The 23458-nt window shown below is 47.6% G+C and carries 23 protein-coding genes and 2 tRNA genes; 14 read left to right on the top strand and 11 right to left on the bottom strand.

Translation table 11 applies throughout. The annotated features are described in order from the left end of the window. The first annotated feature begins 106 nt into the window (after positions 1-106). Positions 107-532, top strand: a complete 426-nt coding sequence (locus JT719_RS16650; protein WP_207434534.1) for a hypothetical protein — start codon at positions 107-109, stop codon at positions 530-532. A gap of 440 nt (positions 533-972) precedes the next feature. Here JT719_RS16650 and JT719_RS16645 read toward each other — a convergent pair. Continuing rightward, positions 973-1044, bottom strand: a tRNA-Glu gene (locus JT719_RS16645). A 178-nt stretch (positions 1045-1222) separates the two neighbouring features. On the opposite strand from JT719_RS16645, the gene gap reads away from it, so the two are divergent. The 3 genes from gap (at position 1223) to JT719_RS16630 (ending at position 3656) form a co-directional block, all read left to right on the top strand. Beyond that, positions 1223-2221 (top strand): type I glyceraldehyde-3-phosphate dehydrogenase, encoded by a 999-nt coding sequence (gene gap / locus JT719_RS16640; RefSeq protein WP_207434529.1) that lies wholly within the window; start codon positions 1223-1225, stop codon positions 2219-2221. Between the two features lie 179 nt (positions 2222-2400). Then, positions 2401-3306, top strand: a complete 906-nt coding sequence (locus tag JT719_RS16635; protein WP_207434523.1) for a diacylglycerol/lipid kinase family protein — start codon at positions 2401-2403, stop codon at positions 3304-3306. Positions 3307-3311: 5 nt separating this feature from the next. Then, positions 3312-3656 carry a translation initiation factor gene (locus JT719_RS16630; protein ID WP_207434521.1) on the top strand — a complete coding sequence of 115 codons (345 nt, stop codon included), beginning with the start codon at positions 3312-3314 and terminating at the stop codon, positions 3654-3656. A 701-nt stretch (positions 3657-4357) separates the two neighbouring features. On the opposite strand, the gene kdsB is transcribed toward JT719_RS16630, so the two are convergent. Next, complete coding sequence (kdsB, locus tag JT719_RS16625; RefSeq protein ID WP_207434519.1) at positions 4358-5104, bottom strand: 3-deoxy-manno-octulosonate cytidylyltransferase; 747 nt, start codon at positions 5102-5104, stop codon at positions 4358-4360. 161 nt (positions 5105-5265) lie between these two features. Beyond that, on the bottom strand, positions 5266-6942 hold the full coding sequence (locus tag JT719_RS16620) for a T9SS type A sorting domain-containing protein (RefSeq protein WP_207434518.1): 1677 nt from the start codon (positions 6940-6942) through the stop codon (positions 5266-5268). A gap of 290 nt (positions 6943-7232) precedes the next feature. Between JT719_RS16620 and JT719_RS16615 the strand changes: the two genes are divergently transcribed. The 8 genes from JT719_RS16615 (at position 7233) to JT719_RS16580 (ending at position 13188) form a co-directional block, all read left to right on the top strand. Continuing rightward, on the top strand, positions 7233-7460 hold the full coding sequence (locus JT719_RS16615; RefSeq protein WP_207434516.1) for a DUF2905 domain-containing protein: 228 nt from the start codon (positions 7233-7235) through the stop codon (positions 7458-7460). An 85-nt stretch (positions 7461-7545) separates the two neighbouring features. Beyond that, positions 7546-8310 (top strand): YdcF family protein, encoded by a 765-nt coding sequence (locus JT719_RS16610; protein WP_207434514.1) that lies wholly within the window; start codon positions 7546-7548, stop codon positions 8308-8310. Between the two features lie 198 nt (positions 8311-8508). Next, positions 8509-9054 (top strand): RNA polymerase sigma factor, encoded by a 546-nt coding sequence (locus JT719_RS16605; RefSeq protein ID WP_207434512.1) that lies wholly within the window; start codon positions 8509-8511, stop codon positions 9052-9054. A 2-nt stretch (positions 9055-9056) separates the two neighbouring features. Continuing rightward, positions 9057-9896, top strand: a complete 840-nt coding sequence (locus JT719_RS16600) for an anti-sigma factor (protein ID WP_207434510.1) — start codon at positions 9057-9059, stop codon at positions 9894-9896. A 144-nt stretch (positions 9897-10040) separates the two neighbouring features. Further along, complete coding sequence (locus JT719_RS16595; RefSeq protein WP_207434508.1) at positions 10041-10643, top strand: DUF2064 domain-containing protein; 603 nt, start codon at positions 10041-10043, stop codon at positions 10641-10643. Between the two features lie 201 nt (positions 10644-10844). Beyond that, positions 10845-11534, top strand: a complete 690-nt coding sequence (locus JT719_RS16590; RefSeq protein WP_207434506.1) for a DUF2461 domain-containing protein — start codon at positions 10845-10847, stop codon at positions 11532-11534. Positions 11535-11778: 244 nt separating this feature from the next. After that, positions 11779-12243 (top strand): peroxiredoxin, encoded by a 465-nt coding sequence (locus JT719_RS16585; protein ID WP_207434504.1) that lies wholly within the window; start codon positions 11779-11781, stop codon positions 12241-12243. A 57-nt stretch (positions 12244-12300) separates the two neighbouring features. Beyond that, positions 12301-13188, top strand: coding sequence for a TolB family protein (locus JT719_RS16580; RefSeq protein WP_207434502.1), 888 nt, complete (start codon positions 12301-12303; stop codon positions 13186-13188). Between the two features lie 87 nt (positions 13189-13275). Here JT719_RS16580 and JT719_RS16575 read toward each other — a convergent pair whose 3' ends face one another. The 3 genes from JT719_RS16575 to JT719_RS16565 all read right to left on the bottom strand — a co-directional run bounded on the left by JT719_RS16575 (position 13276) and on the right by JT719_RS16565 (position 16479). Continuing rightward, positions 13276-14595: a metal-dependent hydrolase family protein gene (locus tag JT719_RS16575; protein WP_242693312.1), complete on the bottom strand. Its 1320-nt coding sequence runs from the start codon at positions 14593-14595 to the stop codon at positions 13276-13278. After that, positions 14585-15541, bottom strand: coding sequence for a PhzF family phenazine biosynthesis protein (locus JT719_RS16570; RefSeq protein ID WP_207434500.1), 957 nt, complete (start codon positions 15539-15541; stop codon positions 14585-14587). Before JT719_RS16570 ends, JT719_RS16575 begins: the two co-directional genes overlap by 11 nt. Before the next feature lie 134 nt (positions 15542-15675). Further along, a complete protein-coding gene (locus JT719_RS16565; protein WP_207434498.1) occupies positions 15676-16479 on the bottom strand; it encodes a DUF1206 domain-containing protein in 804 nt (267 codons plus the stop codon). Between the two features lie 1369 nt (positions 16480-17848). Here JT719_RS16565 and JT719_RS16560 point away from each other — a divergent pair. Both JT719_RS16560 and JT719_RS16555 read left to right on the top strand, forming a co-directional pair. Next, positions 17849-17931: transfer RNA gene (locus JT719_RS16560), tRNA-Leu, on the top strand. A 193-nt stretch (positions 17932-18124) separates the two neighbouring features. Then, positions 18125-18907 (top strand): hypothetical protein, encoded by a 783-nt coding sequence (locus tag JT719_RS16555; protein ID WP_207434496.1) that lies wholly within the window; start codon positions 18125-18127, stop codon positions 18905-18907. Positions 18908-19345: 438 nt separating this feature from the next. Here the strand turns inward: JT719_RS16555 and JT719_RS16550 are convergent, their stop codons facing one another. The 5 genes from JT719_RS16550 to JT719_RS16530 all read right to left on the bottom strand — a co-directional run bounded on the left by JT719_RS16550 (position 19346) and on the right by JT719_RS16530 (position 23457). Continuing rightward, positions 19346-20020 (bottom strand): outer membrane beta-barrel protein, encoded by a 675-nt coding sequence (locus tag JT719_RS16550; RefSeq protein ID WP_207434495.1) that lies wholly within the window; start codon positions 20018-20020, stop codon positions 19346-19348. A gap of 424 nt (positions 20021-20444) precedes the next feature. Beyond that, positions 20445-22013: an NFACT RNA binding domain-containing protein gene (locus JT719_RS16545; RefSeq protein WP_207434493.1), complete on the bottom strand. Its 1569-nt coding sequence runs from the start codon at positions 22011-22013 to the stop codon at positions 20445-20447. 2 nt (positions 22014-22015) lie between these two features. Continuing rightward, on the bottom strand, positions 22016-22777 hold the full coding sequence (locus JT719_RS16540; protein ID WP_207434486.1) for an MBL fold metallo-hydrolase: 762 nt from the start codon (positions 22775-22777) through the stop codon (positions 22016-22018). After that, positions 22774-23052 (bottom strand): hypothetical protein, encoded by a 279-nt coding sequence (locus tag JT719_RS16535; RefSeq protein ID WP_207434485.1) that lies wholly within the window; start codon positions 23050-23052, stop codon positions 22774-22776. The genes JT719_RS16540 and JT719_RS16535 overlap by 4 nt, the downstream gene beginning before the upstream one ends. 27 nt (positions 23053-23079) lie before the next feature. Then, the gene (locus JT719_RS16530) at positions 23080-23457 is read right to left on the bottom strand and encodes a response regulator (protein ID WP_207434484.1); all 378 of its coding nucleotides are present in this window, start codon (positions 23455-23457) and stop codon (positions 23080-23082) included. Position 23458 lies beyond the last annotated feature (1 nt).

The raw sequence follows: 23458 nt of genomic DNA, 5'->3' as shown, positions 1-23458 counted from the left end.
TTCTTAGAAATGATGTTGTAAAATAAACATTTGTTCTTCGTAGGAGCTTTAGTGCTGAAAATCTGGCCCTGCGCCAAGCTGCAAACCCTCAGGCGCAAGTGAAAATATGTGGAAAGAGATTATAACAAAAGCTGATATAGAAGAACTGCTGCATAACTATGGATACTTCCATGACAGTTGCTTGCGTGATGTCCATATATCGACAAGAGAATACGTAGATGAAAGATTAGCAATGCACTTTGACAATAAGAATGTTGCTACTCTAGTATTTCAGCGTCAATTTGATCAGAATACAATACTTGAGTTGAAGTTTGAAGATGTCTGCAGGTTTAGTTTCTATCCATTGCAACCCGACTATAATGGGGTAATCTATGATGTGACATTCAAAAAAGAAGAAGATATCTATTATTGGGCTGATGAGCCCGAATGGGAAATTGGAGACGAAGACGCTAACTGGATTTCCGCCAAGAAAGCCTATTGGAGATATAGACCTGGATTAAGAGGAAGCGTGACAAGGTTAAAGGAAGAATAAATAACACTAGCATTTAACGGTTAGGCGAAACGTTGACGGGCTCCGCCGCCATTCAGCTAAGTACGTTAAGTTCGTATTTTATCCCAAGAGCCACTTCCACGTCCTGATCAACTCACTTCCTTGCGCGACTGGTGTGATACTTATCAAGTAAGACTAATGTCCAAATTAAGTTGTGGCAAGGGTAAATAGGAGGGGAGCAGAGAAACAGACCTTCTGAGATCTTGTTTACCATGCCTGGCCAGACATGTTTCAACCGGAGTAACAGGCCCCATCTGATCTGTCCAAGCTACTGAACCTATGCTGGGTGAATCGGCAAGAAGCCCCACCCGGATATCGGCTTTCCTGGTAATATAATACGGTAGAGAAGCAGAAGTTGTACGTAAAGAGGTAAGCGGTTAAAAGAAAAAAGCCAGTAAGAGATTTCTTACTGGCTTTTGCTGTAGTCCGTAGGGGAATCGAACCCCTGTTACCAGAATGAAAATCTGGTGTCCTAACCCCTAGACGAACGGACCATGTTTCCGTTTTGATGATGCAAATATAGAGGGCGTTTTTTTATCTGCAAAGCACCCTTCCCAAAAAAAATCCGTTTAAACGCTAAATAGCTCAAAATGAGCCCAAAAATTTTTAGTTTGTTTTGCCTGCGGGAACATGTAACTTGCCGCGGTTTAATAAGAACAAAATTTACTCAACATGTCTAAAAAAATAAGAGTAGCCATCAATGGCTTCGGCCGTATCGGCCGTCTTACCTTTAAGACCCTGGTAGAACGTGGAAACGTGGAAGTAGTAGCGATCAACGATCTTACTGACAACGCTACGCTTGCCCATTTATTGAAATATGATTCAGTGCATGGCCGTTTCAACGCGGAGATCTCTGCCGATGAAAACAGCATCACTGTAAACGGTCAGCGCATTGAGGTGTTTGCTGAGCGTGAGCCAAAGAACTTGCCTTGGGGTAAACTGAACGTAGACGTAGTATTGGAGTCTACTGGCCGTTTCGTAGATGAGAAAGGTGCCGGCGGACACTTGGAGGCTGGTGCCAAGAAAGTGGTGATCTCTGCTCCTGCTAAAGGTAACATCCCTACGGTAGTATTGGGTGTGAACGAAGAAACCCTGACTGGCGAAGAAACCATCGTTTCTAACGCTTCATGTACCACCAACTGCCTGGCGCCAATGGCTAAAGTATTGGATTCCGCTTTCGGGATTGAGAAAGGGTACATCACCACCGTACACGCCTACACGGCTGACCAGAACCTGCAAGATGCACCGCACTCAGACCTGCGTCGTGCCCGTGCTGCTGCCTTGTCTATTGTGCCTACTTCTACTGGTGCTGCCAGAGCAGTTGGGTTGGTGTTACCTCACCTGAACAAGAAACTGGACGGTATTGCCATGCGCGTTCCAATTCCAGATGGTTCTTTGACAGACCTTACCGTGATCCTGAAGCGTGAGGTAACCAAAGAAGAAATCAACGCGGCAATGAAACAAGCTGCTGACAATGAACTGAAAGGTATCCTGGAGTACACTGAGGATCCAATCGTATCGGTTGACATCGTAGGTAACCCACACTCTTGTATCTTTGATGCAGAGCTTACTTCTGTAAACGGTACCCTGGCCAAAGTAGTAGGCTGGTATGACAATGAGTTCGGTTACTCTAACAGAGCTGCTGACCTGATTGAGCGCCTTGGTGCATAAGTTACCAAACCTTTTATAGGAAGTGGTGCTGCCTTCTGGTGGCACCACTTTTTTGTTTATTTTTACCAAAACAGCCAAAAAACAGGAAAGGCAGACCCATGCAATTGCGCTCTTTACTAACGCCAGAATTTCTTAAGGCACGGCAGTCTGCTGCATCAGACCACATACCCCAGAGATCCATGCAAGAGACGGTTGCCCAAGAGAAAGCCTGCTTTATTCTGAACCCCAGATCTGGGGTGCGGAGCAACGTCTCGGTGCCCGACTTGATTGCCCAACACCTGGATACCAACCGTTGGAAACCTGAGCTCATCTTTACCGAGTACGCCGGACACGCCACCGAACTAGCGCAGCAAGCCGCCGCCGATGGGGCCCGCCTGGTAGTAGCCGTTGGCGGCGATGGCACGGTGAACGAAGTAGCCCGCGGACTCAAGGGTACTTCCTCCGCCCTGGGTATTCTGCCCAAGGGTTCGGGCAACGGATTAGCCCGCCACTTAGGCATTCCCCTGATTTTGCCCAAAGCCCTGGCTTTGCTCAACCACCCCACTTTTCACCGCATTGATTCCTGCACCATCAACGGCCATCCGTTTTTCTGCACCGCCGGGATTGGGTTCGATGCCATGGTAAGTTCGGCTTTCGCCCAGAGCACTAAACGCGGTTTGAGCAGCTACGTGCAATTAGTGGTGCGCGAGTTCCGGAACTTCAAAGCCCAGAAAACCACCGTCCGTATCAAAGACCGGGAGTTGTCGTCTGAGTTCTTTGTGGTGGCCTTCGCCAACGCGTCACAGTACGGGAACAACGCCTACATTGCGCCCATGGCCGATATCCAGGACGGTTTGATGGACGTCTGCCTCATCCGGAACGTGGGCGTAGCCGAGGCTTTTCAGTTGAGCTATGGGCTCATGACTAAACAAATTGCCACCTCCAGTCTGGCCGAGTTCCACACTTGTGCCACGGTTCACGTACAATGCGAAGAGCCCCAATACTTCCACGCCGACGGCGAATTCATGGGCTTGGCGAAGGAGTTTGCAGTGCAGATGTTTCCGCAGTCGTTAGAAGTAGTGGCCTCTTTACAGGCAAAAGCATAATTTTTATGAGTAAGAACAAGAAAGGCCGGGAAGGCGTGGTCTACTCCACCAACCCCGATTTTGAATACGAATACGAGCAAGGCGAGGAGGTGCAAACCCTGCCTCCGCAACAGCAAAACCTGCGCGTGCAACTAGATAAGAAAAGCCGGGGCGGCAAGCAGGTTACGCTCATCACCGGTTTCGTAGGCCAGGACAGCGATCTTCAGACCCTGGGGAAAACCCTGAAAACCAAATGTGGGGTAGGCGGCAGCGCCAAAGAAAACGAAATCACCATCCAAGGCGATTTTAGAGACAAAGTACTGCAGATTCTGATAGATATGGGCTACAAAGCGAAGAAGTCCGGAGGCTGAGGCCGGTAATTTTCTCAAAGGTACGCCTTCGATTTAGGCCTGTTTTCATCAAAACAGGCCGGAATTGAAGGCTTTTTTTATTTGATTGAGGGTGAAGCCCGATTGGTGATATATCTATTGGGATGAACATTCTCCTGCCTCTTTGATGAGGGATTCTGTTGTTTGAAAGGTTGCTTCTAGAACAGTCTGGTTTTAAGTGAGAAAAGCAGTGGCTAGCTGGTAAAGACGCTATTACTACTACTTAGAAAAGACATTCTGGAATACGTGCGGACACGAGCCGGAGGCTCGCGCCAGCGGATCTAAGGACCTGTCTTTGAGGCTATTGCCTCACGGCAGTTGCAAACTGCCGACCATGGTAGGTCCAAGTCACAGACTTGAACCATGGAAAGGAAAGGTAATGGTTGTAGGAGACAAGGCACTGCCTTGTCTCTACGAGGCTACGAGGACCAATATCGTCACCGATTCTATTACTTTCCCCGATTCCAGTCTTTCGGGCGAGCGCCTTAGCAGGTACCGGTGCCGACAGGCATTGCGACCGAAAGGGAGCAAAGGAAGCTGGTACAGCGCGAGCGCGGAAGACTGGACCCCGCGGCCGTGAGCGCACGGAGGGTAACTATGAAACTATCAAGTTCATGAGTCACTGGATCAGCGGTCACATCGCCAGCAATCGCAAACTACAGGACCAAATACTGTAAGGAAACTTACCCTTGGCTCTGCAAAAACAAAACTGCTTTCTCCAAATCAGCTGGCGTATCAATGCCAATAGTTTCCAACTCCGTCACGGCAGTGATGATCTTAAAGCCATGCTCCAACCACCGGAGCTGTTCCAAAGACTCTGCTTTCTCCAGGGGAGAAGGTTGAAGTTGCGTGAGTTGGGCTAACACCGAGCTTCGGTAACCGTAAATCCCGATGTGCTTATAGAACCCGTGGGCCGAAAGCCAATCCTGCTGATCCACGCCGCGCAGGTATGGAACGGGGTGGCGGCTGAAGTACAAGGCCTGCTGCTGCGCTCCAATGACTACCTTCGGGCTGTTGGGGTTAAAGAGTTCTTCCTGAGACTGAACAGGTTTAATGAGGGTGGCAATCTGGGCTTCGGGTTGGGCAAAGCAGCCTACAACTTTATTGATCTGCTCGGGCTGGATGAAAGGCTCATCGCCCTGGATGTTCACCACCACGTCAAACAATTCACCTAGTTGGGAATAAGCTTCCTGGCAGCGGTCGGTGCCGCTTTGGTGATGGGAGGAGGTCATGACCACCTTTCCGCCAAATTCCTGTACGTGTTGCCAGATGCGCTCATCATCGGTGGCCACTACCACTTTCTGCAGGTTGGCTTTTTTCGCCTGCTCGTACACCCGTTGGATCATGGATTTTCCTTCCAGCATCACCAGGGGTTTGCCAGGGTATCGGGTAGAAGCAAAACGGGCAGGGATTATTCCAACAGCATTCATAAAGTCAGGATTCAGGTGGGGTTTACGGGTTTGTTAACGTTACAACTGCGGGCAAAGGTATTCAAAAATCAGAGGAGTGCTTTGCAAGCCGGCAATGGAATAAACAGGAACCAGCGTTAGGTTTTAAGGCCGATTTCTGGAAAACGGCTTGAAAACAGAGGTTATCTGGTAACCACCAGGCGCTGCTGGAAGACCTTTTCTTTTTGCGGAGTCACCCCGGAAAGGACATATACACCTGCCGGCAGGGAATCTGTGCTGAAAAGAAAGGTAGTTTCGCCCGCCCGCACATGGTCTTTTAGCAGAACGGCCACCAGCTTTCCTTCCAGAGTATGCAGGGTGACGGTGAGTTCTGCCGGTTTTTCCATCCTGAACAGTAACGTAAACCGGGCTGAGGTGGGATTGGGGTGTATTCTGGTGCTTTTGGCATACCCGGGGGAAGGGGAACTTAGCACGTTGGGGCTTGCAATCTTGGCCAGATACGGCTGCCGTGTTCCGCCACCCGGCCCTGCGCCCACAATGGCACAACCCTGGACCCACGCAATACCGGGTTTGTTAAACTGTCGGCTTACCCCGGTGTAGTCACCCAGGATGGGAACATGGTTCTCGCCTTCCCTGATGCGGACCGGAGCCGAGAACTCTCCCTCTGAATTCACGAAAACACCCGAGAAACCCGGGAACTCAGAAGGAGAGGCGTGCGCATACACAATCAGGGCAGCATGATCGGTTTCCGTCAAACCCATGTACACCAATGACGGAAAGGCGGCATCCAGCGCCTCGGGCACCAGGCTGGCCTGCACCGTGGGGGTAACCGATTGAAGGTTGGTGATTTGCCCGTAGTAAATGCCCGCTCTGGGGTTTTCTTCTGAGGCGTTCAAGGCATTCATCACAAACCGGATGCGCTCACCGTGCAGAAAGGCCTGCAAAATACGGGCATCGTTCCGGTCAAAGACATAGGTGGAGTTCTTTTGCCGAACGTTGGGAGGTAAGGTATAAGGAGTAACTCCTGAGCACTCCACTATGGTGATTGCCGCCGAATTGCTGGTTAGAGGGGAGGAAAGCCGAACCAAAACCAATTTGCTGGATTGGTTGGCCGTGATGGCCTCGTTAGAGAGAAAGTAAAAGGGCAGCGTTCCGGCTACGGTACTGCTTTTAACGGGCGTGAGGTTGAAAAGGGCCACGCCGTTGTGCTTGATGGAATGATGGTACCGGGTATCTGCCAGGGTTAACGGCTGACCCGAGAACAGCTTCTGTTTGCTCAACTGCCAGATCACCGACTGCCGGAAACCAGAGTTCTGGACCGAGCCATCGGTAAAGGTGTTGCAGGTGATATAGAGTTCTTCCTGCGAAAGGGCAATGGCCGGGAAATCACTCCAGGTACCATCGTTCAAAGGATTGCCGTTCAGGTGATAAGTGTACCAGTTACCCAGCGGATCACCAGAGGCCGACACCGCCACATGAATCTGGCTGGAGGCGGCTACGTTACCCGTCAGGAAAACCACCACAAACCGGTCCTGGGCTGGGTCATACACCACGTGCGGATCAAACCCATTCACGGCCGGCGTTTGCGCGAAAGCCGAAAGCGACTGGCTTTTTAGCATGGTACCAGCTTCATTGTGGATGGCAATCCGGCCGTTCATCACGCTTACAATCATCCCCGCGTTGGAAATGGCCATGTCATCGTCATTGGGAATGCCGGGCAACTCATGGCCAAAGAATCCGTGTTCTATTTTGGGCGGCCTTGCCGTGCCCAAAGTCTGCGGCGTGGCTTGGCCGGGCTTCCGGGCAGGTGTTTTTTGAAGCAGGCTGAGGCTATCTTTGATTTGTTTGAACCGGGCCACCGAAGCGCTTATCTGCGGAGCCGGAACAGACTTGGTTTTGAGGGCAACTTGAAAATCTGGACGAGAAATAGAGAAGTTTATCTTTCCTGGCGCAGCTACGGAAATGTTTTTTGTCTCAAAAAAAGTTTGGCCGTACACAGGTAAAACGGCAAGCACAAGCAGCAGGAGAATAAGTTGAAAAGGGCTAATAGCCGGGTAGTTGGCTTCTTGCCCGGTAAAGAAGCGTGTTGTTTTACTAAACCGCATGTCTGAGTTTATTTACACAAAAGAGCTAAAAAGTTAAGAAAAGGATGCAGCCCATAGGAAAGTATTTAGTTGTTCTGGGATTAGTCATTGCCGGTATAGGGCTGTTGCTGTGGTTGGCTGGTCCGCGCCTGGACTGGTTTGGGCGCTTGCCCGGCGATGTGCGGGTAGAGCGGCCTGGGTTCAAAGTCTTCGCCCCGTTCACTACCATGCTGCTGCTAAGCCTGCTGCTCAGTTTGGTGCTTTGGGTGATCCGGCGTTTCTTTGGTAGTTGAATTTGAAAAATTGCTTTCCACAGGTTCCTGGTAGCGTGGTGTACCGTGGTGCGCGCGCGGCTTGCCATGTGGCTTCTTACTTTCTATGTTTTTCCTGCTTTCTAAACTTCTCCAGTACTTAGTTTCTCCGCTGCTTTGGATCATTATCCTGCTTGTTTTAGGGCTTCTTTTCAGAAATCCGGCTAAAAAACGAAAAGCCTACGGTGCCGGTATTCTCCTGTTGCTGTTCTTCACCAATCCTTTTCTGCTGAACGAAGCCTGGTTGGCCTGGGAGCCATCGCCCATCTTAATGCGGGACGTAGCTCAATATGACGCCGCCATTGTGCTCACCGGGGTAACCGAAGTAAACAAATCACCGCATGACCGGGTGCATTACCGCGAGGGGGCCGAACGTATCTTAGATGCCATTCAGCTCTACAAAATGGGGAAGGTGAAGAAAATCGTCATCTCCGGCGGCTCAGGGGCGATAAAAAAGGTAGCCAAGACAGAGGCCAGCAATCTGCAGCAAACCGCCTTGTATGCCGGGGTTCCGGCCCTGGATCTGCTGCTGGAAGAGCGCAGCCATAACACCCGCGAGAACGTCCAGTTCACCAAAGAACTTCTCCAGGGGCAACGTCATTTGAAGAAGCTGGTGCTGATCACCTCGGCGTTTCACATGCGTAGAGCCAAAGGCTGCTTTGACAAAGTAGGGCTGCCGGTGGATACTTTCCCCGCCGATTTCCAGACCCATGACCGCAGCTTTCACCTGGATGACCTGCTCATCCCCAATCCCGAGGCGCTCTGGAAATGGTCGCATCTGATTCATGAATGGGTAGGGTTTGTTACGTATAAAGTGCTGGGCTATTCCTGAACTGATTTTTTGTAAAATGCCCCAAACCAAATCCTCTAGGCAGCGTACTAATACGGAGTTTTGAATTTCGGCTTTACCTGCTTCAAACATTCCCCCACTTACGGTGTTTACAAAAGTACGTAAAGCATGGAGCATCCATTTCCCCTGCATAGTCATCACTGTCGGCACCAAACATGCGCGGCTTAACACCTTTATTGGTTGGATACATCATCTAATATTTCATCAGAAGAGAAACTGGTGGCCCAGTTGCGGGCACAGGACCAGAAAGCCATCACTCTTCTTTACCGTAACTACTCGGCAGCTTTGTACGGGGTGATCCTCCGTATTGTGAAGCAGGAAGAGGTAGCCGAGGACGTATTGCAGGAAAGTTTCGTGAAGATCTGGTCCGCTTTTCCTACCTATGATGAGCAGAAGGGCCGGTTGTTTACCTGGATGCTCAACATAGCCAGAAATCTCGCCATTGATAAAATCCGCTCAAAACAATACCGCGTAAGTTCTAAAACGCAGCCCATGGAAAACACCGTTACCACGCACATGGTAAGCAGTGACGGAATCAAGCCAGACCACATCGGGTTGCAGGAAATGACCGAACAATTGAACCCGGATCAGAAAGTAATCATAGATTTAATGTACTTTAACGGTTTCACCCAGAGCGAAGTGGCAGAAGAGCTGAATATTCCATTGGGAACGGTGAAAACCCGGGCTCGGATGGCCATTAAATTCTTGAGCAAATTAATCAAATAGAGTTGAACATACAGGAGTATATAGATTCAGGAGTGCTGGAGCTGTACGCAGCCGGTGGACTGACCCCTGCCGAGAGTGCAGAGGTGGACCGATTAGCTGCGCAACACCCCCAGGTACGCATGGCTTTGGAGGAATGCCTCCGTACCATGGAAGCCTATGCTTTAACCCACGCCAAAGCCCCACGCCCTGAACTGGAAGATCAGATCATCCGCCAGATGGAGGCGGTTACCCCGCCCCGCAAAGAAACCACGCCGGTCAACGGCCGGGTTCTGCCTTTAAACCCAAGTGCCACAGAGGAGTTTACAGAACGGTCTAATTCCCGCTGGTGGCAGATGGTGGCAGCAGTATTGCTGGTTTTGAGTGTGGGCTTCAACGTGTACCTCTACAGCAACTTACGGAACACCCGGTCTGAGTTGGCACTTGCCCGCCAGGACTCCCGGCAGTATGCCTTGCAGGTCAGTCAGCTGGAGCAGCGGAATTTCCAATCAGAGAGTTTACTGGGAGTGCTCCGTAACCCCAGTACCGTGTTGGTGCAGTTGAAAGGCGTAACCCAGCACCCCGATGCCCAGGCCACTGTGTTCTGGAACCAGGAAACCAAAGAGGTTTACTTTGATGCCTCCAGCTTGCCCAAGGCTCCTACCGGTCGGCAATACCAGCTATGGGCCCTGGCGCAGGGCAAACCCATAGACGCCGGGGTGGTGAAATCCACCGACAGTACCTTGCAGCGCATGAAAGCCATTGAAGAGGCCCAAGCCTTTGCCGTGACCCTGGAGCCGGAAGGAGGAAGCGTAAACCCTACGCTGGAGGAAATGTACGTGATGGGTAACAGCAACAGTAAATAAGATTCCCCTGGAGTTGAGTTTTTTACTTCTTTAAATAAAGAGGCGTTTTCTTTCTATTAGTAACTGATGAACTTCCCTAATCATACAGGAAAGCTAATTATTCCCTTTTCCCTTGTGTAGTATCTTTTGGCAGGGTATACCTCTATGACGAAACGTTTACTGCTCATTTTAGTCCAAACTCTTGAGGTAGGCAAAACAAAGCCACATCCGGCTCATTCCTTTGGAGGTGAGCAAGTGTATCAGGTTTTCAATCACTTTTCAGAGCAATCCCACATTAATAACTTTCCTGTACCCGTCACCAAATGGGTTTGCCAGGAAGAAAACCTTGCGGCTGAGGATTTCCGGTTTGATGGTTCATGGGAGCGGCAACAGGTACCAATTGACAGAGAAGTGGGCTACCGTCTGCAGTTTTTGTTTGCCAAAGGGCTGGTAGAAGGTTACTCGCCAATCATCATGGTGGGGAGTGATTGTCCTAACCTTACACCTGAGTTACTGCAAGAGGCCTACCAAAAGCTAGAAACCAGCGATGTGGTCTTTGGGCCTGCTAAAAGCGGAGGTTATTACCTGCTGGGCCTGAATTACCTGGTGCCTGAATTGTTTACTGACATTCCCTGGGGCACCGAACAGGTTCTCTGCTTCTCCCTTACAGCCGCTTCTCAATTGCAATTAAAGGTAGACCTGCTGCCAGAACTCCACTGCCTGGAAGAAGAAACTGTGCTTCACCATGACCCGCACCAGTTGAGGTGATTTCCTGAGTTCGTTACCTGAAATGGAGTAATCGCTTCTATGCAGGTATCCTATCGGCTGTTTTAGGTCTGTTTCTATCAAAGTAGGGCTGAAACAGAATTTTAGGGGAGGAAAGACGTTTTGTTGCGGGAACTGGCCGGAAGAACTTACTTTTACCCTTGTTTGTTCTGCCCACGGCACAAGCCCATCTAACGAGACCTCATGAAAAAATACCTAGACCAATCTACCTTAGATTTTATCCGGGACCTTCGCCAGAATAACCAACGGGAATGGTTTGAGAAGAACCGCAGCCGCTACGAGGCCGCCCGTCAGGATTTTATCTCTTTCCTGCGCACCCTCCTGAAAGGAGCCGTTGCCTTTGAACCTGCTCTGGACGGACAGGAACCCAAAGACCTCATGTTTCGGATCTACCGCGATGTTCGGTTCTCAAACGACAAGCGGCCTTATAAAGAGCACATCTGCGCCTACATGGCCGAAGGCGGCCGCAAGACCATCAACCCCGGCTTTTACCTGCACATCAGCCCAGATGATGGATCTTTCCTGGCCGGCGGGGTTTGGATGCCGCCCGCACCAGAGTTGAAAGCCATTCGGCAGGAGATAGACTACAATTATGAGGAGCTAAAGGCGCTCTTAAACGATCCTACCTTTAAGAAATACTACAACGGGGTGGGCGGGGAGAAACTGAAAACCACTCCCAAAGGCTATGACAGCGAGAACCCGGCCATAGAGCTGCTTCGGCACAAAAGCTGGAACACCACGTACATGCTACCGGATGAAGTGGTCACCAGTGAACGCCTCTACGAGGAATGTCTGGGAGCCATGAAAGCCGTAAAGCCGCTTAATGATTTCTTCCTGCGCCCCATGCAGGATCTGAAAGCGGAAGAAGTTTAATCAGTTTTGGTGCTGTTTTTCCATATTCAGGCTTAAAACAAGGAGGCGTTTCTCATTATAAGAGAAGCGCCTCTTTGTTTTAACATCTCCCGAACGAGTGGTTTTGCTAGGATTAAGAGGTGCTTATTCCTTAAGAGGAGAGAATGGTTGATTGTTTAAAACAATGAGCATCAAACCGAGGTAAATTCAAGGAGTTGCACTAATTTGTCCTGCCGCGGGCAGCGGCGTAAACTCACCAAGAACTATGTTAAAAGAAGGAGAAAAAGCCCCTGATTTTGAATTGCCAAACCAGGCCGGACAGCTTGTTCGGTTATCTGATATCCTGAAGGAGAAAAATGTGGTGCTGTATTTCTACCCCAAAGATGATACGCCCGGCTGCACCAAAGAAGCCTGCTTTTTCCGGGACCTGTACGAAGACTTCAAAGGCCAAGGCGCCGAAGTGATTGGGGTGAGCTCAGATGATGCTGCCTCTCACGGGAAATTTGCCCAGAAACATAACCTGCCCTTCGTTTTGCTAGCCGATGAAGGCGGAAAAGTAAGGAAGCAGTTCCGGGTAGGCAAAACCCTGGGTTTCATTCCCGGTAGGGTCACCTTTGTGATAGATCAGCAGGGCACCATCCGGTATTCCTTTAATTCCATGACCAAACCTCTGGAACATGTGCAGAACACTTTATCCGTTTTGCGCAGCATGAGCGAGGCAAAGCTTTAATATGCCTGTAGCTTAGATTATATGTTAAGTATAACACCCGTTTACAACCTGTTTTCTATGAAAGTCTTCAAAAGGAGTTTGCTCTTGGTTTGGCTAGGGATAGTAGGTGGAGAAGCGGCAGGTCAGGGCATCCCGGACACTGAGATTTTCCTGGTTTTCCTGAAAAAACAGAAAGAGACGCTGCAAGTGGGGCAGCCCACCAATATCACGCAGCGTTCTGGCTATGACAATCAGCCCAGCTTCACTCCAGACGGCAAGTTTATTTTGTATGCCTCCCAGCAAGACGACCAGCAAACCGATATCTTTCAATACTCTCTGGAAAGCAAAAAAACGGAACAGCTCACCAGTACTCCGGAGGCCGAGTACTCACCGCTGGTTACGCCAGATGGCAAGACCTTCTCTGTGGTGCGGGGAAAAGAACAGCATCTCTGGCGCTTTCCGTTAAAGCCGGGTTCCGGCCAGCCTGCCTTGCTCATGAAAATGCCTCAGTTGATAGGCTATCATGTTTGGTATAACCCAGATACCTTGCTTATGGCCGCGTTCCGTGACCAGCCACCCATGAGTTTATACGTGGGAGCCACCAAAGGAGGAGAGCCCGTGAAGCTGGAGGAGCCAGTAGGCCGAAGCCTGCATAGAGTACCCCGGAAGGCGGCCATCAGCTATCTAGTTCCTGTTTCAGATTCCATTGCTGAAATCAAGCAATTGACCCTGAAAACCGGAGCCAGGGAAACCCTGATTCAAGCCTTACCGGGCAGTCAGGATTTTGCCTGGCTACCAGATGGACGGTTGCTCATGGCCCAGGGAGCCAAAATATTTGTCTACCGCCCCGGCACCGATCCACGCTGGAAAGAGATCGCTGATCTGAGCAAGCACGGCATCAAAACCATCACCCGCCTGGCAGTAAGCCCAACCGGTGAGCAGTTGGCGTTTGTGGCAAGTTTATAGAGAAACCTAAAACAAAGAAGCTGTTTTAGGCCTGTTTTATTGTAATCAGGCCCAAAACAGCTTCTTCCTTTTTACTGGTGTGCAGAACTACCGCTGCCGGTAAATCTTGCCGCCTTTCATCACCAGCCGTACTTTTCTTACCGCCGATATGTCTTTGGTGGGATCTCCTGACACCGAAATCAAATCGGCTAGTAGGCCTTCTTTTACCCTGCCCAGCCGGTTATCCAGGTGAAATAGCTTGGCGTTTCCTGCGGTGGCTGCCCGTACTACTTCTAAGGTTGGCATGCCGTAATCTACCAGCATCTCCAGTTCACGGGCATTGTCGCCATGAGTGAACACGCCTACGTCACCGCCTACGCTAATGGGCACCTTGGCGGCAAGAGCGGCTTTAAAGCTGTTTCGCTTTTGGGTGATGCGGGCAGGCTCCGGATCAGTGCCTTTGCGCCAGCCGTTATATTGCAGAATGGCATCTCCGGCGGCCAGGGTAGGGCAGAGGGCCACGTTTTTCTTCGCCATCAGCTTGAATACTTCAGGGGTGCCGTTGTCACCGTGCTCAATGGTTTCAATCCCGGCCTCGGCGGCTCTCCGCATTCCCTCTGGGGTACTGGCGTGCGCCACCACCGGACGACCGCTGCTGGACGCAACTTCTACCATCAGCTTCAACTCGGCCAGAGTAAAGGTGGGCAGGGCTTCTCCGTTCGGTCCCCAGCGGTAATCAGCGTACACTTTGATGATATCGGCTCCTTTACCAATCTGATCCCGTACCACACGGGTGATGTTGTCTACGCCGTCGGCGGCCTCGGCTCCCTGGGGTACCTCAAACGCGGGATCAAAACCTTTAGGGCCGTAGCTGCCCGTAGCAATGATGGCTTTGCCCGCCACCAGCATGCGCGGCCCCGGAATAATTCCCTGGTCGATGGCTTGTTTCAGGCCTACATCGGCATACTCGGCTCCTTCAGAACCCAAATCTCGAACGGTGGTGAAGCCGGCCAAAAGCGTGTTTCTGGCGTGTACCGTAGCACGGGCCACCCGCAGGGCATCGGGCTCCTTCAAGACCTGATCGTTCCAGGAGGTCTCGTTGTATGGGTGCAAAAGTAAGTGCGAGTGCCCTTCAATAAGCCCCGGCATCAGGGTTTGGTCAGGAAGGTCAATGGTGCGGGCATTCTGTGGCAGGGTGAGGGAGGAAGCGGGGCCGGCAGCGGTAATTCGCTCGCCCTGCACCACTACAACCCAGTTCTTGTGCAGTTCCTGCCCGTCAAAGACCTGGCTGGGGCGAAGAACAAACGCAGAGTCTGTTTTGGGGCTGTTTTGGGCAAAACTCTTCGAAAACAGGGAAACCCCCAGCCACATCAACAGCGGGAGCCATAAGCGATATGGTTTTGGCAACTTGATTAGACTAGCGTACATACCATTCCCCTTTCGCGATAAGTTGCACCTGGCCGCCTACAAAAAGCTCATAATTTTTTGCATCGGTTTGTCGGCCTTTCAGCTTGATGGTAGAGTTGCGGTTGATTTCGTAGCCTTGCTCCACCAAAACCTCCACTTCATCCTTGCCGAAGTAGTGATGCTTCAGGAGGTAGGCCAACAGGCAGCCGTTGGCACTTCCGGTAGCGGCATCTTCAATCACTCTTCCGTTCTCCAAGGCCAGCATGCGGGCGTTAAGTTGGTGCTCTGGGGAGTAGGTCTCGGGACAGAAGAAGTAAAATGCTACCGTCATACCGTCTGCCCGCTGCGATTTATATAGCCCGTGGTGCTGCAGAAAGGAGAGCAACTTCTCAGGCTGGGTTTGTAGTTTCTGGATGTCTGCAAGACGATGAACCGGAATTATGAGGAACGGCAACCCGGTGGATACTTCCTGCACCGGAAAATCTGGGTGCAAGGCTTCTGCGGGCAAGCCGAAAAGATCAGCAATTTCTGCTTTGGCTATAGTTTCGCCAAAAAAGGGATTGATCTGGCGCATCAAAAGAAAATCAGGTGAATCGTTGGCGTAGGTGATTGAAACCGGAATCTGGCCTACTTTCAGGCTCAAGCTTAAATCTTGTATTTGTTTCTGCACCAGGAACTGCTGAATCACAAAGGCAGTGCCCAGCGTTGGATGTCCGGCGAAGGGAACTTCATATTCTACCGTGAAGATCTTTGTCTCAAAGCCATTCTCAGAAGGCTTATCTGAAAGAATAAAGGACGATTCTGCGAACCCAATTTCCTGGGCTATCTGCTGCATCTGCTCTGTGCTGAGGCTATCTGCATTTTGGAATACTGCCAGCTGGTTTCCCTTGTAAGGAGCATTGGCGAAAACATCCACTATATAAAAAGGTAACGTTTGCATGGCCGGAAGATAGCAAGTATCTGCCATATGAGCCGCTTTGGAAGAAGGTAGAAGCCGTAAGTGGTGTCTTTATCCTTGAAAGTAAAGAGTATAGGCTTTGTAAGTTGCTGCCCTAACATTTTCTATAGCAATCAAGGAGGTGGGGGAGGGCAGCTGCTGAATCAGTCTACAGAGATGTCACTGTACTTTGCCTGCACAAACATAAAGATACCGTACCCAATCAATCCCAGCGATACAATGGCTAACAAAACATTCCCGAAAGGGGAGGTCTGTAGAAAAGTAAATGCTCCTTTGGTTCCTTCTGCTTCTTCAGGCCTGTGTAACCAGGCGGCTCTCACAAATAGGAAACCAATAATACTAAAGACAATTCCGCGGGCAGCAAAGCCCCATTGGCCTGCTCTTTTCAGTAAATTAAACCTGTCAATTGGAAGGCCTTTCACCTCTTTCATGAAAGAACCAGTCACTGCTTTTTTGATTTGGTAGATACCGTTTCCGATGGTAATTAAGCCAATAATTATCGCCAGGTACATCCCGAATGGTTTACTTAATAATTCGGTGGAAATCATCTGCTCCCTATTACCCTCTCCACCAGAATTTGTCTGTGTTCCTGTACCTATTTTGAAAGCTAATATCGCTAAAGCTCCGTAGATAAACCCACTAAAGGCATAAGCTGCTCTTTTCAACAATCCTTTGCCGCTATTGCCTTTATGCTCTGTATCTTTTATTGCTTGTACAAAGCGCCACAAACTATACCCGCCTAACCCCGCAGCTAGAATGCCTAACAAAAAACTCCCTCCCGGAAGTGATTTGACTTGAAGTAAAGCATCAGAATTTGAGGATTTCTGTCCTCCCACGCCAAAAGCAGACATAGCTGTTAGGACCCCAACAAGTACGTACACCATGCCTTTTGCAACGTATCCAGCTTTAGCAAACGTTTCAATCCATTCTTTTCTGCGTTGATCCATTAACGGTAATATATTAAAACAAAAATAAAGTGTTTAGTTGCTAATGTTTAAGGCCTTTAATTCGTTATTTTTAGTTTCTGTAATAACTACTATTTATTAGAAAATTAGTTTTCTATTTCCTTCTCGATTAATCAAAGTGTAGTTATTTATAGAAAACGTGACAACCTAGAAGTTATTAATGATAAAAATTTTAGCATTGTTCCTTGGCAGAATTGCCTACAAGTCCTAGAAGTGACTTGACTGTGTTGAAAAGCCTATCGTAAGATTTAAAGCTTAGTGTATTATATGACTGTATTATGATTTGATATACAGGGGTATATGATTTTTGTGTTCTTGTTTAACTTTAAATGTTGTTAGGCCACTTTCAATTAAGGGAGCAATAAAAATGAAGTGACAACTCTGCTTTAGTGAAGTAGAAATATTGTTTAACACCTTAATGCTATACGCAGGTTTGATATCATTGTTGTAGATTTTATTAACACCTAGTTTGTTATGTTAAATTTCTATTGTCGTTATATATTATTTATAAAGTTTGTGTATTGATATCATTCTTGTTGCGGGTTGATTATTGTTTAATTAGATGTTGGTAGATGGAATTTTTTATTATGCCATCTATTTTAATTTAATCTGTTTCAGCTTGATTTCGAGGATGTAAGCAATACGTTATTTTAAAGTGTTAAGTGAATGATTATTTAATAATATATTTTTTAAGTAGATAGTTGTTGTAAAATAGGCTTTATTGCTAGAAAATATTTATTACTATTTAACCTGTTTATTTTAAGGTGTTATATTGCTAAGTTGGGTTTTGTTTTAGAATGTAAATATGAATTATAAGTTTATATTAATAATAGATGTGGTGATGTTGTAGTTTAAATTAGATTGTTTTATTAAACAGTTAATTTAATCTCTTAACTGATTGCTTGAAGTAAAATGGCTTCTGTGTGCATATATTGGTAATGGTCAGTATTGTTAAAATTAAAGTGATTCATTTTATGTTTTAACTTTGACCTATTTTTCAAGGTTCCTTAATGCCTTTCCTGATTTATATATGGTTTTTATATGTTGCAGCATTTGTTTATATGTTTAAATTTAAGTGTTTGTTTTATAAGAGCAAGCTTGAATAGATTTGTACGATGTATGTAATTCGTATTGTTACAAATGTCTCGATTATTTAAGTTAATGTGGAAAATCAGTAACTCTGCTATAGAGCTTATTGTTGTATTGAATAAATGTAAGTAGATGGTGGTTACTGTTATTTCTAAGATTGAAGCTTAGTGAAGGATTAAAAGTTTTAGAAAAGGATTTGCACAGAATGAAAGGATAGTATACATTTGTACCATCAAACGGGGAAAAGCCTTGTTCGTGATTTGCGCACGTGGTGAAACTGGTAGACACGCCATCTTGAGGGGGTGGTGCCCTACGGGTGTGGGAGTTCGAATCTCCCCGCGCGCACTAGTAACAACTAAAAGCCTTGTAAGCCAAAACTTACAAGGCTTTTTCTTTTTTAGTTGCGATGGAACAGTATTGAAAAGTCTAATACTACTAAACAACACCCAATAAATAGAATTATTTTATCCACCTGATAATAAGAAGTTTATACTTTTAAATGGTACTTCCCATTCCTTTGAAGCAGATTCTGTTTTACATGCTTCTACTCCTTTCATTGTTATCTTATTCCTGCTCCGATGAGGATGAAGAGACTCATCTTCCTTCTGAACCTAGGCTTTCAAAAGTCCTTGTTAAGAATACCAGAATCAATGTAAATGACCTTCTGACTTTCACTTATACTTACAGGAGTGGCTTACTTACAGAATATAGGGGTAAAAGTGAGATAATTGGGTCGCTCTTTAGTTCTAGTTATACTTATGACAATAACAGGCGCCTCATTCACGCACAATACCCCGAGGATAGTGACACTCTTATTTATGATAAAACGGGGAGGTTGAAGTCGGCTACAGTGACCGAATTTGATCGGGGCTTTCGTACTACCCGTACTTATTCATTTGTATATGACACGGGAGGAAGGCCAAAACGCGTCAACATTGGGGGAGACTTTGGACCATCCCATGCTCTGTTGCTTTCTTTTGATGATTGGGGGAATGTAATCAAGGAGGAACTCTTTAGGCTGGATGATACTACCCTATCTATAAAGGAGTACACAACACGGATTACTTATGATGCAAAGAAAAACCCTTGGCGCGGAGTTGGAAGCCCGTTCATTGATGTATTCTTTGCTCCTGAAAATTCTATTTTATCAACTGGGCATCAATTTATCGCCTTTTTTAGTCCCAATAATCCTGTAGAAATCAAAACAGATATATTCTATGCAAATGATACTAAAATTGAATACGAGTATAATTCTGAAGGTTACCCTAAGGAAATAAGATTCGGTGATCTGGTGCAAACCCTGGAATACATCAGGGATTAACTTCTGCGATCTTATTTTAATGAGTTAAAATCATCATCGTATACCTTGGTGTAGGGTTGATAGGTACAAAGGCTCAAAAGTGATATAAGTTTGATCAGATTAAGTTATGTTACTTATTATCCATTTGTTGGCATAAGCTTTACTCTAAAAAGTATAAACGAAGGAACACACAAATATGACAAAGCCCTATTTGTGTGGGTTATAGTAGGTTCAGGCAGTTCGGTCAACTGGAATAAGCAAAGCCTTCTATCTCGGCGTAAATCTTTCCTTTGATAGATTTTTACCGAGATAGAAGGCTTTGCTTTGACTTAGGACCAGGTACGCGGTACACCTGAAAGAACAGCAGAGAAGTTAAGCTCCCTTGTTTTGGAATCAAACATAATCCCCGCCTGCAAGAACAAAAGGAGCAATTATACCTTATGCCTATGAAGAAACAAACTACCTCTGCTTCAAGGAACCTTTGTTTGTTCTGAACATCAACCCGATTGTGACTGCGCTACCCCCAGCGTGTTGCAGATAATACCTGCCGTTCATCCTCTCAAAATACTTTTGACGGTCAAATTCATACCGGTAGTTCACAAACACATAAACATTGTTGAAATAATAGCCTACTTCTGCTCCTCCAACAGGCGAGGCCATGATGCTAGGGGTTTCGAAAATAGTGCCAGGAACATAGTAGTGCCGGTCATACTTAACCGGCACTACTGCTCCGTGGACAGCCATTCCAGCCTCCGCCAAAAGTCTAAGATTAGCCGATAGGGGCAACTTGTATCCAATAAGTGCTGGAACCTGGAGGTAAGTCACCGTTTTCGGTTGTCTTTCATAGAAGGTGTTGCCTTGGTGGTCGGCCCCTTTTACTATTCGGTTAGCTTCCAGCTTCAACTGCAGGTATTTATTCAAATCAGTGGTAAGGGTAATGCCGTACGTGGCATCCTTGTGCGGCACAAAGTCATCTCCGCCGGTTCTCATAAGATCAACCTCAGTACCCTTTACAGAGAACTCAGTAATGCCTCCTTTGATGCCAAAATAAGTCTTAGGTGTAAACGAGGCTTCTTGCGCAAAGGAACTCTTAGCTAATGCTAGCAGGAATAGAAGTGAGTAGATTTTCTTCATTAAATCTAAAATTGAATTTTTATATCAGTGACTTAACGCCAAAATTACGTAGATAAATACTATTTACAACACCAATACGGCATTAGTCTTATACCTATTTAATTAATCTAATATGGTCAGATTGCAGGTACTGTGGTCTTGGGCAAAAATTGAGTGTAGTACCCTGTTCTTTGGTATACAAGATTGTATTACAGCTCTGGCCAGAGGTTTCTAGGTTTTATGGAGAGATTCAAAATCGCGTGGTGAACAGGTTATCGTCTGCAAAAGGGATGCATTGGAAAAGAAAGGAAAATCCATCAACCGCATACCCAAAGAGCACCCTTGTAAATCTGGATCTTCCGGTAAGGGAGGATTGAATTACAAATGTTCTAATCTGTTTTTAGGGTGTTTTCATTAGAACTCCCCCAAAAAGGTTCCTCTAAATTTACCCCTCAAAACTTTGCCTGAAAGGGTTCTCAGGCTTTACCAGAAGTACTTTCTCTCGTTCTACTATCACAGAGCCCGGGGCGGCCCCTTTGGCCTTTCTGACGTACTTTTTTGGGGTATATAAAACAGGGCAGAGGCTATCGGTTCTTCGTTTAGAGTAAAAGGCGGCTAACTGAGCAGCGGCTTCCATAACAGGCGCCGGAATGGTTTTCCCGGCCTGGTTTTTAATGACCACGTGGGAGCCAGGAACATCCTTGGCATGCAGCCATAAATCGTCTTTGTGGGTATGCTTCAGCGTCAGCTTATCATTGGCTTTTGCATTTTTTCCAACCAGAATCTTGTAGCCCATCATCTCAAAGGTATGATAGGGCAGATCAATCTGGGTTTCTGCTTTAGCAGGACTGTGCTGTTTTAGGAAAGCTCTAAGCTGTTGGGCTGTCTCAACCCCTTCAAGTTCATCCAGGAGCCTGCTGAGGCGTTCCACTTCTCCCTCTTTCCGGGTTGCGCGTTCCTCCAGCAGTTTAAGTTCTATTTTCTGGTTCTTTGCTTTTTTATAGAGGCGCTCCGCGGTTTTTTGGGGTGTTTCCGTAGATTTCAGAGGAATGACCCGAGCGGTGTCATGGTAGAAATCATACAATTCAACCTCTTTGCTTCCCGCCGGAATGTTGGTGAGGTTGGCCATGATAATGTCAGCCGTCTGAGCATAAGGAGTACCATGATCCCACTTCTCCAGTTGTTCCTGTATCTGCCACCAGATTTTCTGGGCACCTTCCAGTTGCTTGCTAATCTGCCGATGGGTAGTACCAAAGTTCTTCTGAAAGTATTCCTGCGACCTATACTGCGGCACAAAGGCATTAAGCGCAGTAATAGGGTCAGAAAAGGTCTCCTGGATCTCACCCAGGGGCAGCAGTGAAAGTCGGAACTGCTTATTGAGGTTGATGAGATAGTAGGAGGGTGGGTTCTCCAATACCAGCAGCATCTCTTGTACCATGTTCCACTGCTGTTCGGGAGATACGGTGTCATAGCCCTTTTCCTGTAAGTAAAGTAAGGGAACCTCGCCCAGCGTAGGCAAGAGCTTACGGAGATTCTGAGGCTGTTGCAGGAAAACCTCTTTCTCCAGCGAGAACTCTTTATCCATCAAGCGGTAATCCAACTCCAGGTCTTTGGAGAGCTTCTTATGGAAAAGCTCTTTAGCCACCTCTTCCACAAAGAGAACCACGTTGGAGCGATTTCCAAAAAGCTTGAATAGAAGCACCCGTTGGTTGGTGAACCGAATGTAAAAGCTCCGTTCCTGTTGGTGTACCAGCACCTCCAGAACCTCTTGCCCAAGTAAATCTGGAAACAGGTCTACCGAGTTCTGTTTGGCCCGATGAAAGGATTTAGGAAACTGCAGACTGGAAAACGTGGAGGTCTGGATGGCTTTGATATAAAACTCCTCCTCGTCTTTGTATAAACCAAGCATCAGCTCATCTTTCTCCTGACTGAAAGCCGCCTGAACGGTATAGCCTCGTAGCTGGCTATCCAGTTTTTGGGCCAGTTTTCGTAAAAAGTAATAATTCTGATGCACGTTTATAAACTAAGGACAAGGCCATCATAGGCCAGATTCACGAAAGATGGCAATTCTTTCTCCACCTCCTGATGCAACCCCAGAAGATGACTTATGTGGGTGAGATAGGCCTGCTCTGGACCAATTTCCTCCAATACAGCCAGGGCTTCGGACAAGGAGAAGTGGGAGATGTGGGGCTCCTTCCGGAGGGCATTCAGAACTACCACTTTAGAGCCCTTGATCTTCTCCTTCTCCGCATCAGAGATGAAGTTCGCATCGGTGATATAGGTGAAATCCCCGATCCGGAACCCGAACACGGGTAACCGGTGATGCAGTACGTTGATGGGCGTCACCGGTATGCCAAACACCTCAAAAGGCTCGTTCTGGATAGGGTTCAGTTCAACCCTGGGAACGCCAGGGTACGTGGCGTTGGTGAAGATGTAACTGAACTCCTGCTGTAACTGGTTTAACACCCGCTGATCGCCGTACAGGGGCATGTCCATGTGCTGCATGAAGTTATACGCCCGTATGTCATCCAGACCGGCCGTATGGTCTTTGTGCTCGTGGGTGAACAGCACCGCATCCAGCCGTTTTACCCTTTCCCTGAGCATTTGCTGTCTGAAATCTGGCCCGGAGTCAATCACCAGTGTTCTGCCTCCTACCTCCACCAGAATAGACACCCGCAGCCTTTTATCCCGGAAATCTAAGGAGCGGCAAACCTCACATTCGCACCCAATGACGGGTACTCCCTGAGAGGTGCCAGTTCCTAAGAAGGTGATTTTCACGCAGAGGTTATGGTTTGTTCTTTGATGGCCAGGTACAGTTCCTGACTTTCGGGGCGAAGGCTCTCCGGGTTGATGTCTATTGACCGGAGAATCTCCACTAAACAATTGATTCTTCCCTCCAGAGGGAAGTACTTATTGATTACGGCTACTTTGGTGTCTTTCAAGATACAGAACCCTGATTTGAAAGTACCCTTCTCGTAACGCAGCATGTAATCAGACTCCGCAAAAATATCTTCTAACCGGTTTAAAAAGGGCCGGGTGTACTTCAGCTGCATACGCAAGTAAAATGTTAAATAGGATTCTTAGTGCACGTACTCCTTCACGGTTTGCACCAGCATGTCAAAATCCAGAGGTTTAGGCAAGTAGGCGTTGATACCTGCTTCTTTGAATTGTTCCAATGTGTAGTTATTGGCATTTCCTGTCACGGCAATGATAGGAATCTGGGAAATCTGCGGGTCCTCGTTCGCCCGAATCTCCTTGGTGCACTCCATCCCGTTTTTCACCGGAATATTAAGGTCCATGAGAATGGCGTCAATTTTCTGGTCTTGCACCTTCTTCAGAACTTCCCCGCCGTTTTTCGCCGACACTACTTTGTAGTTCTGTAGTTCTAAAATTTTCTTGGTGAGGTTCAGAATTACTGAGCTATCCTCTGCGATTAAAATGGTTTTAGGCTCGGCCATG

This window comes from Sabulibacter ruber, assembly GCF_017355955.1.
GTDB classification, from domain to species: Bacteria; Bacteroidota; Bacteroidia; order Cytophagales; family Hymenobacteraceae; genus Nibribacter; species Nibribacter ruber_A.
This window is presented reverse-complemented; position numbering and strand designations above follow the sequence as displayed.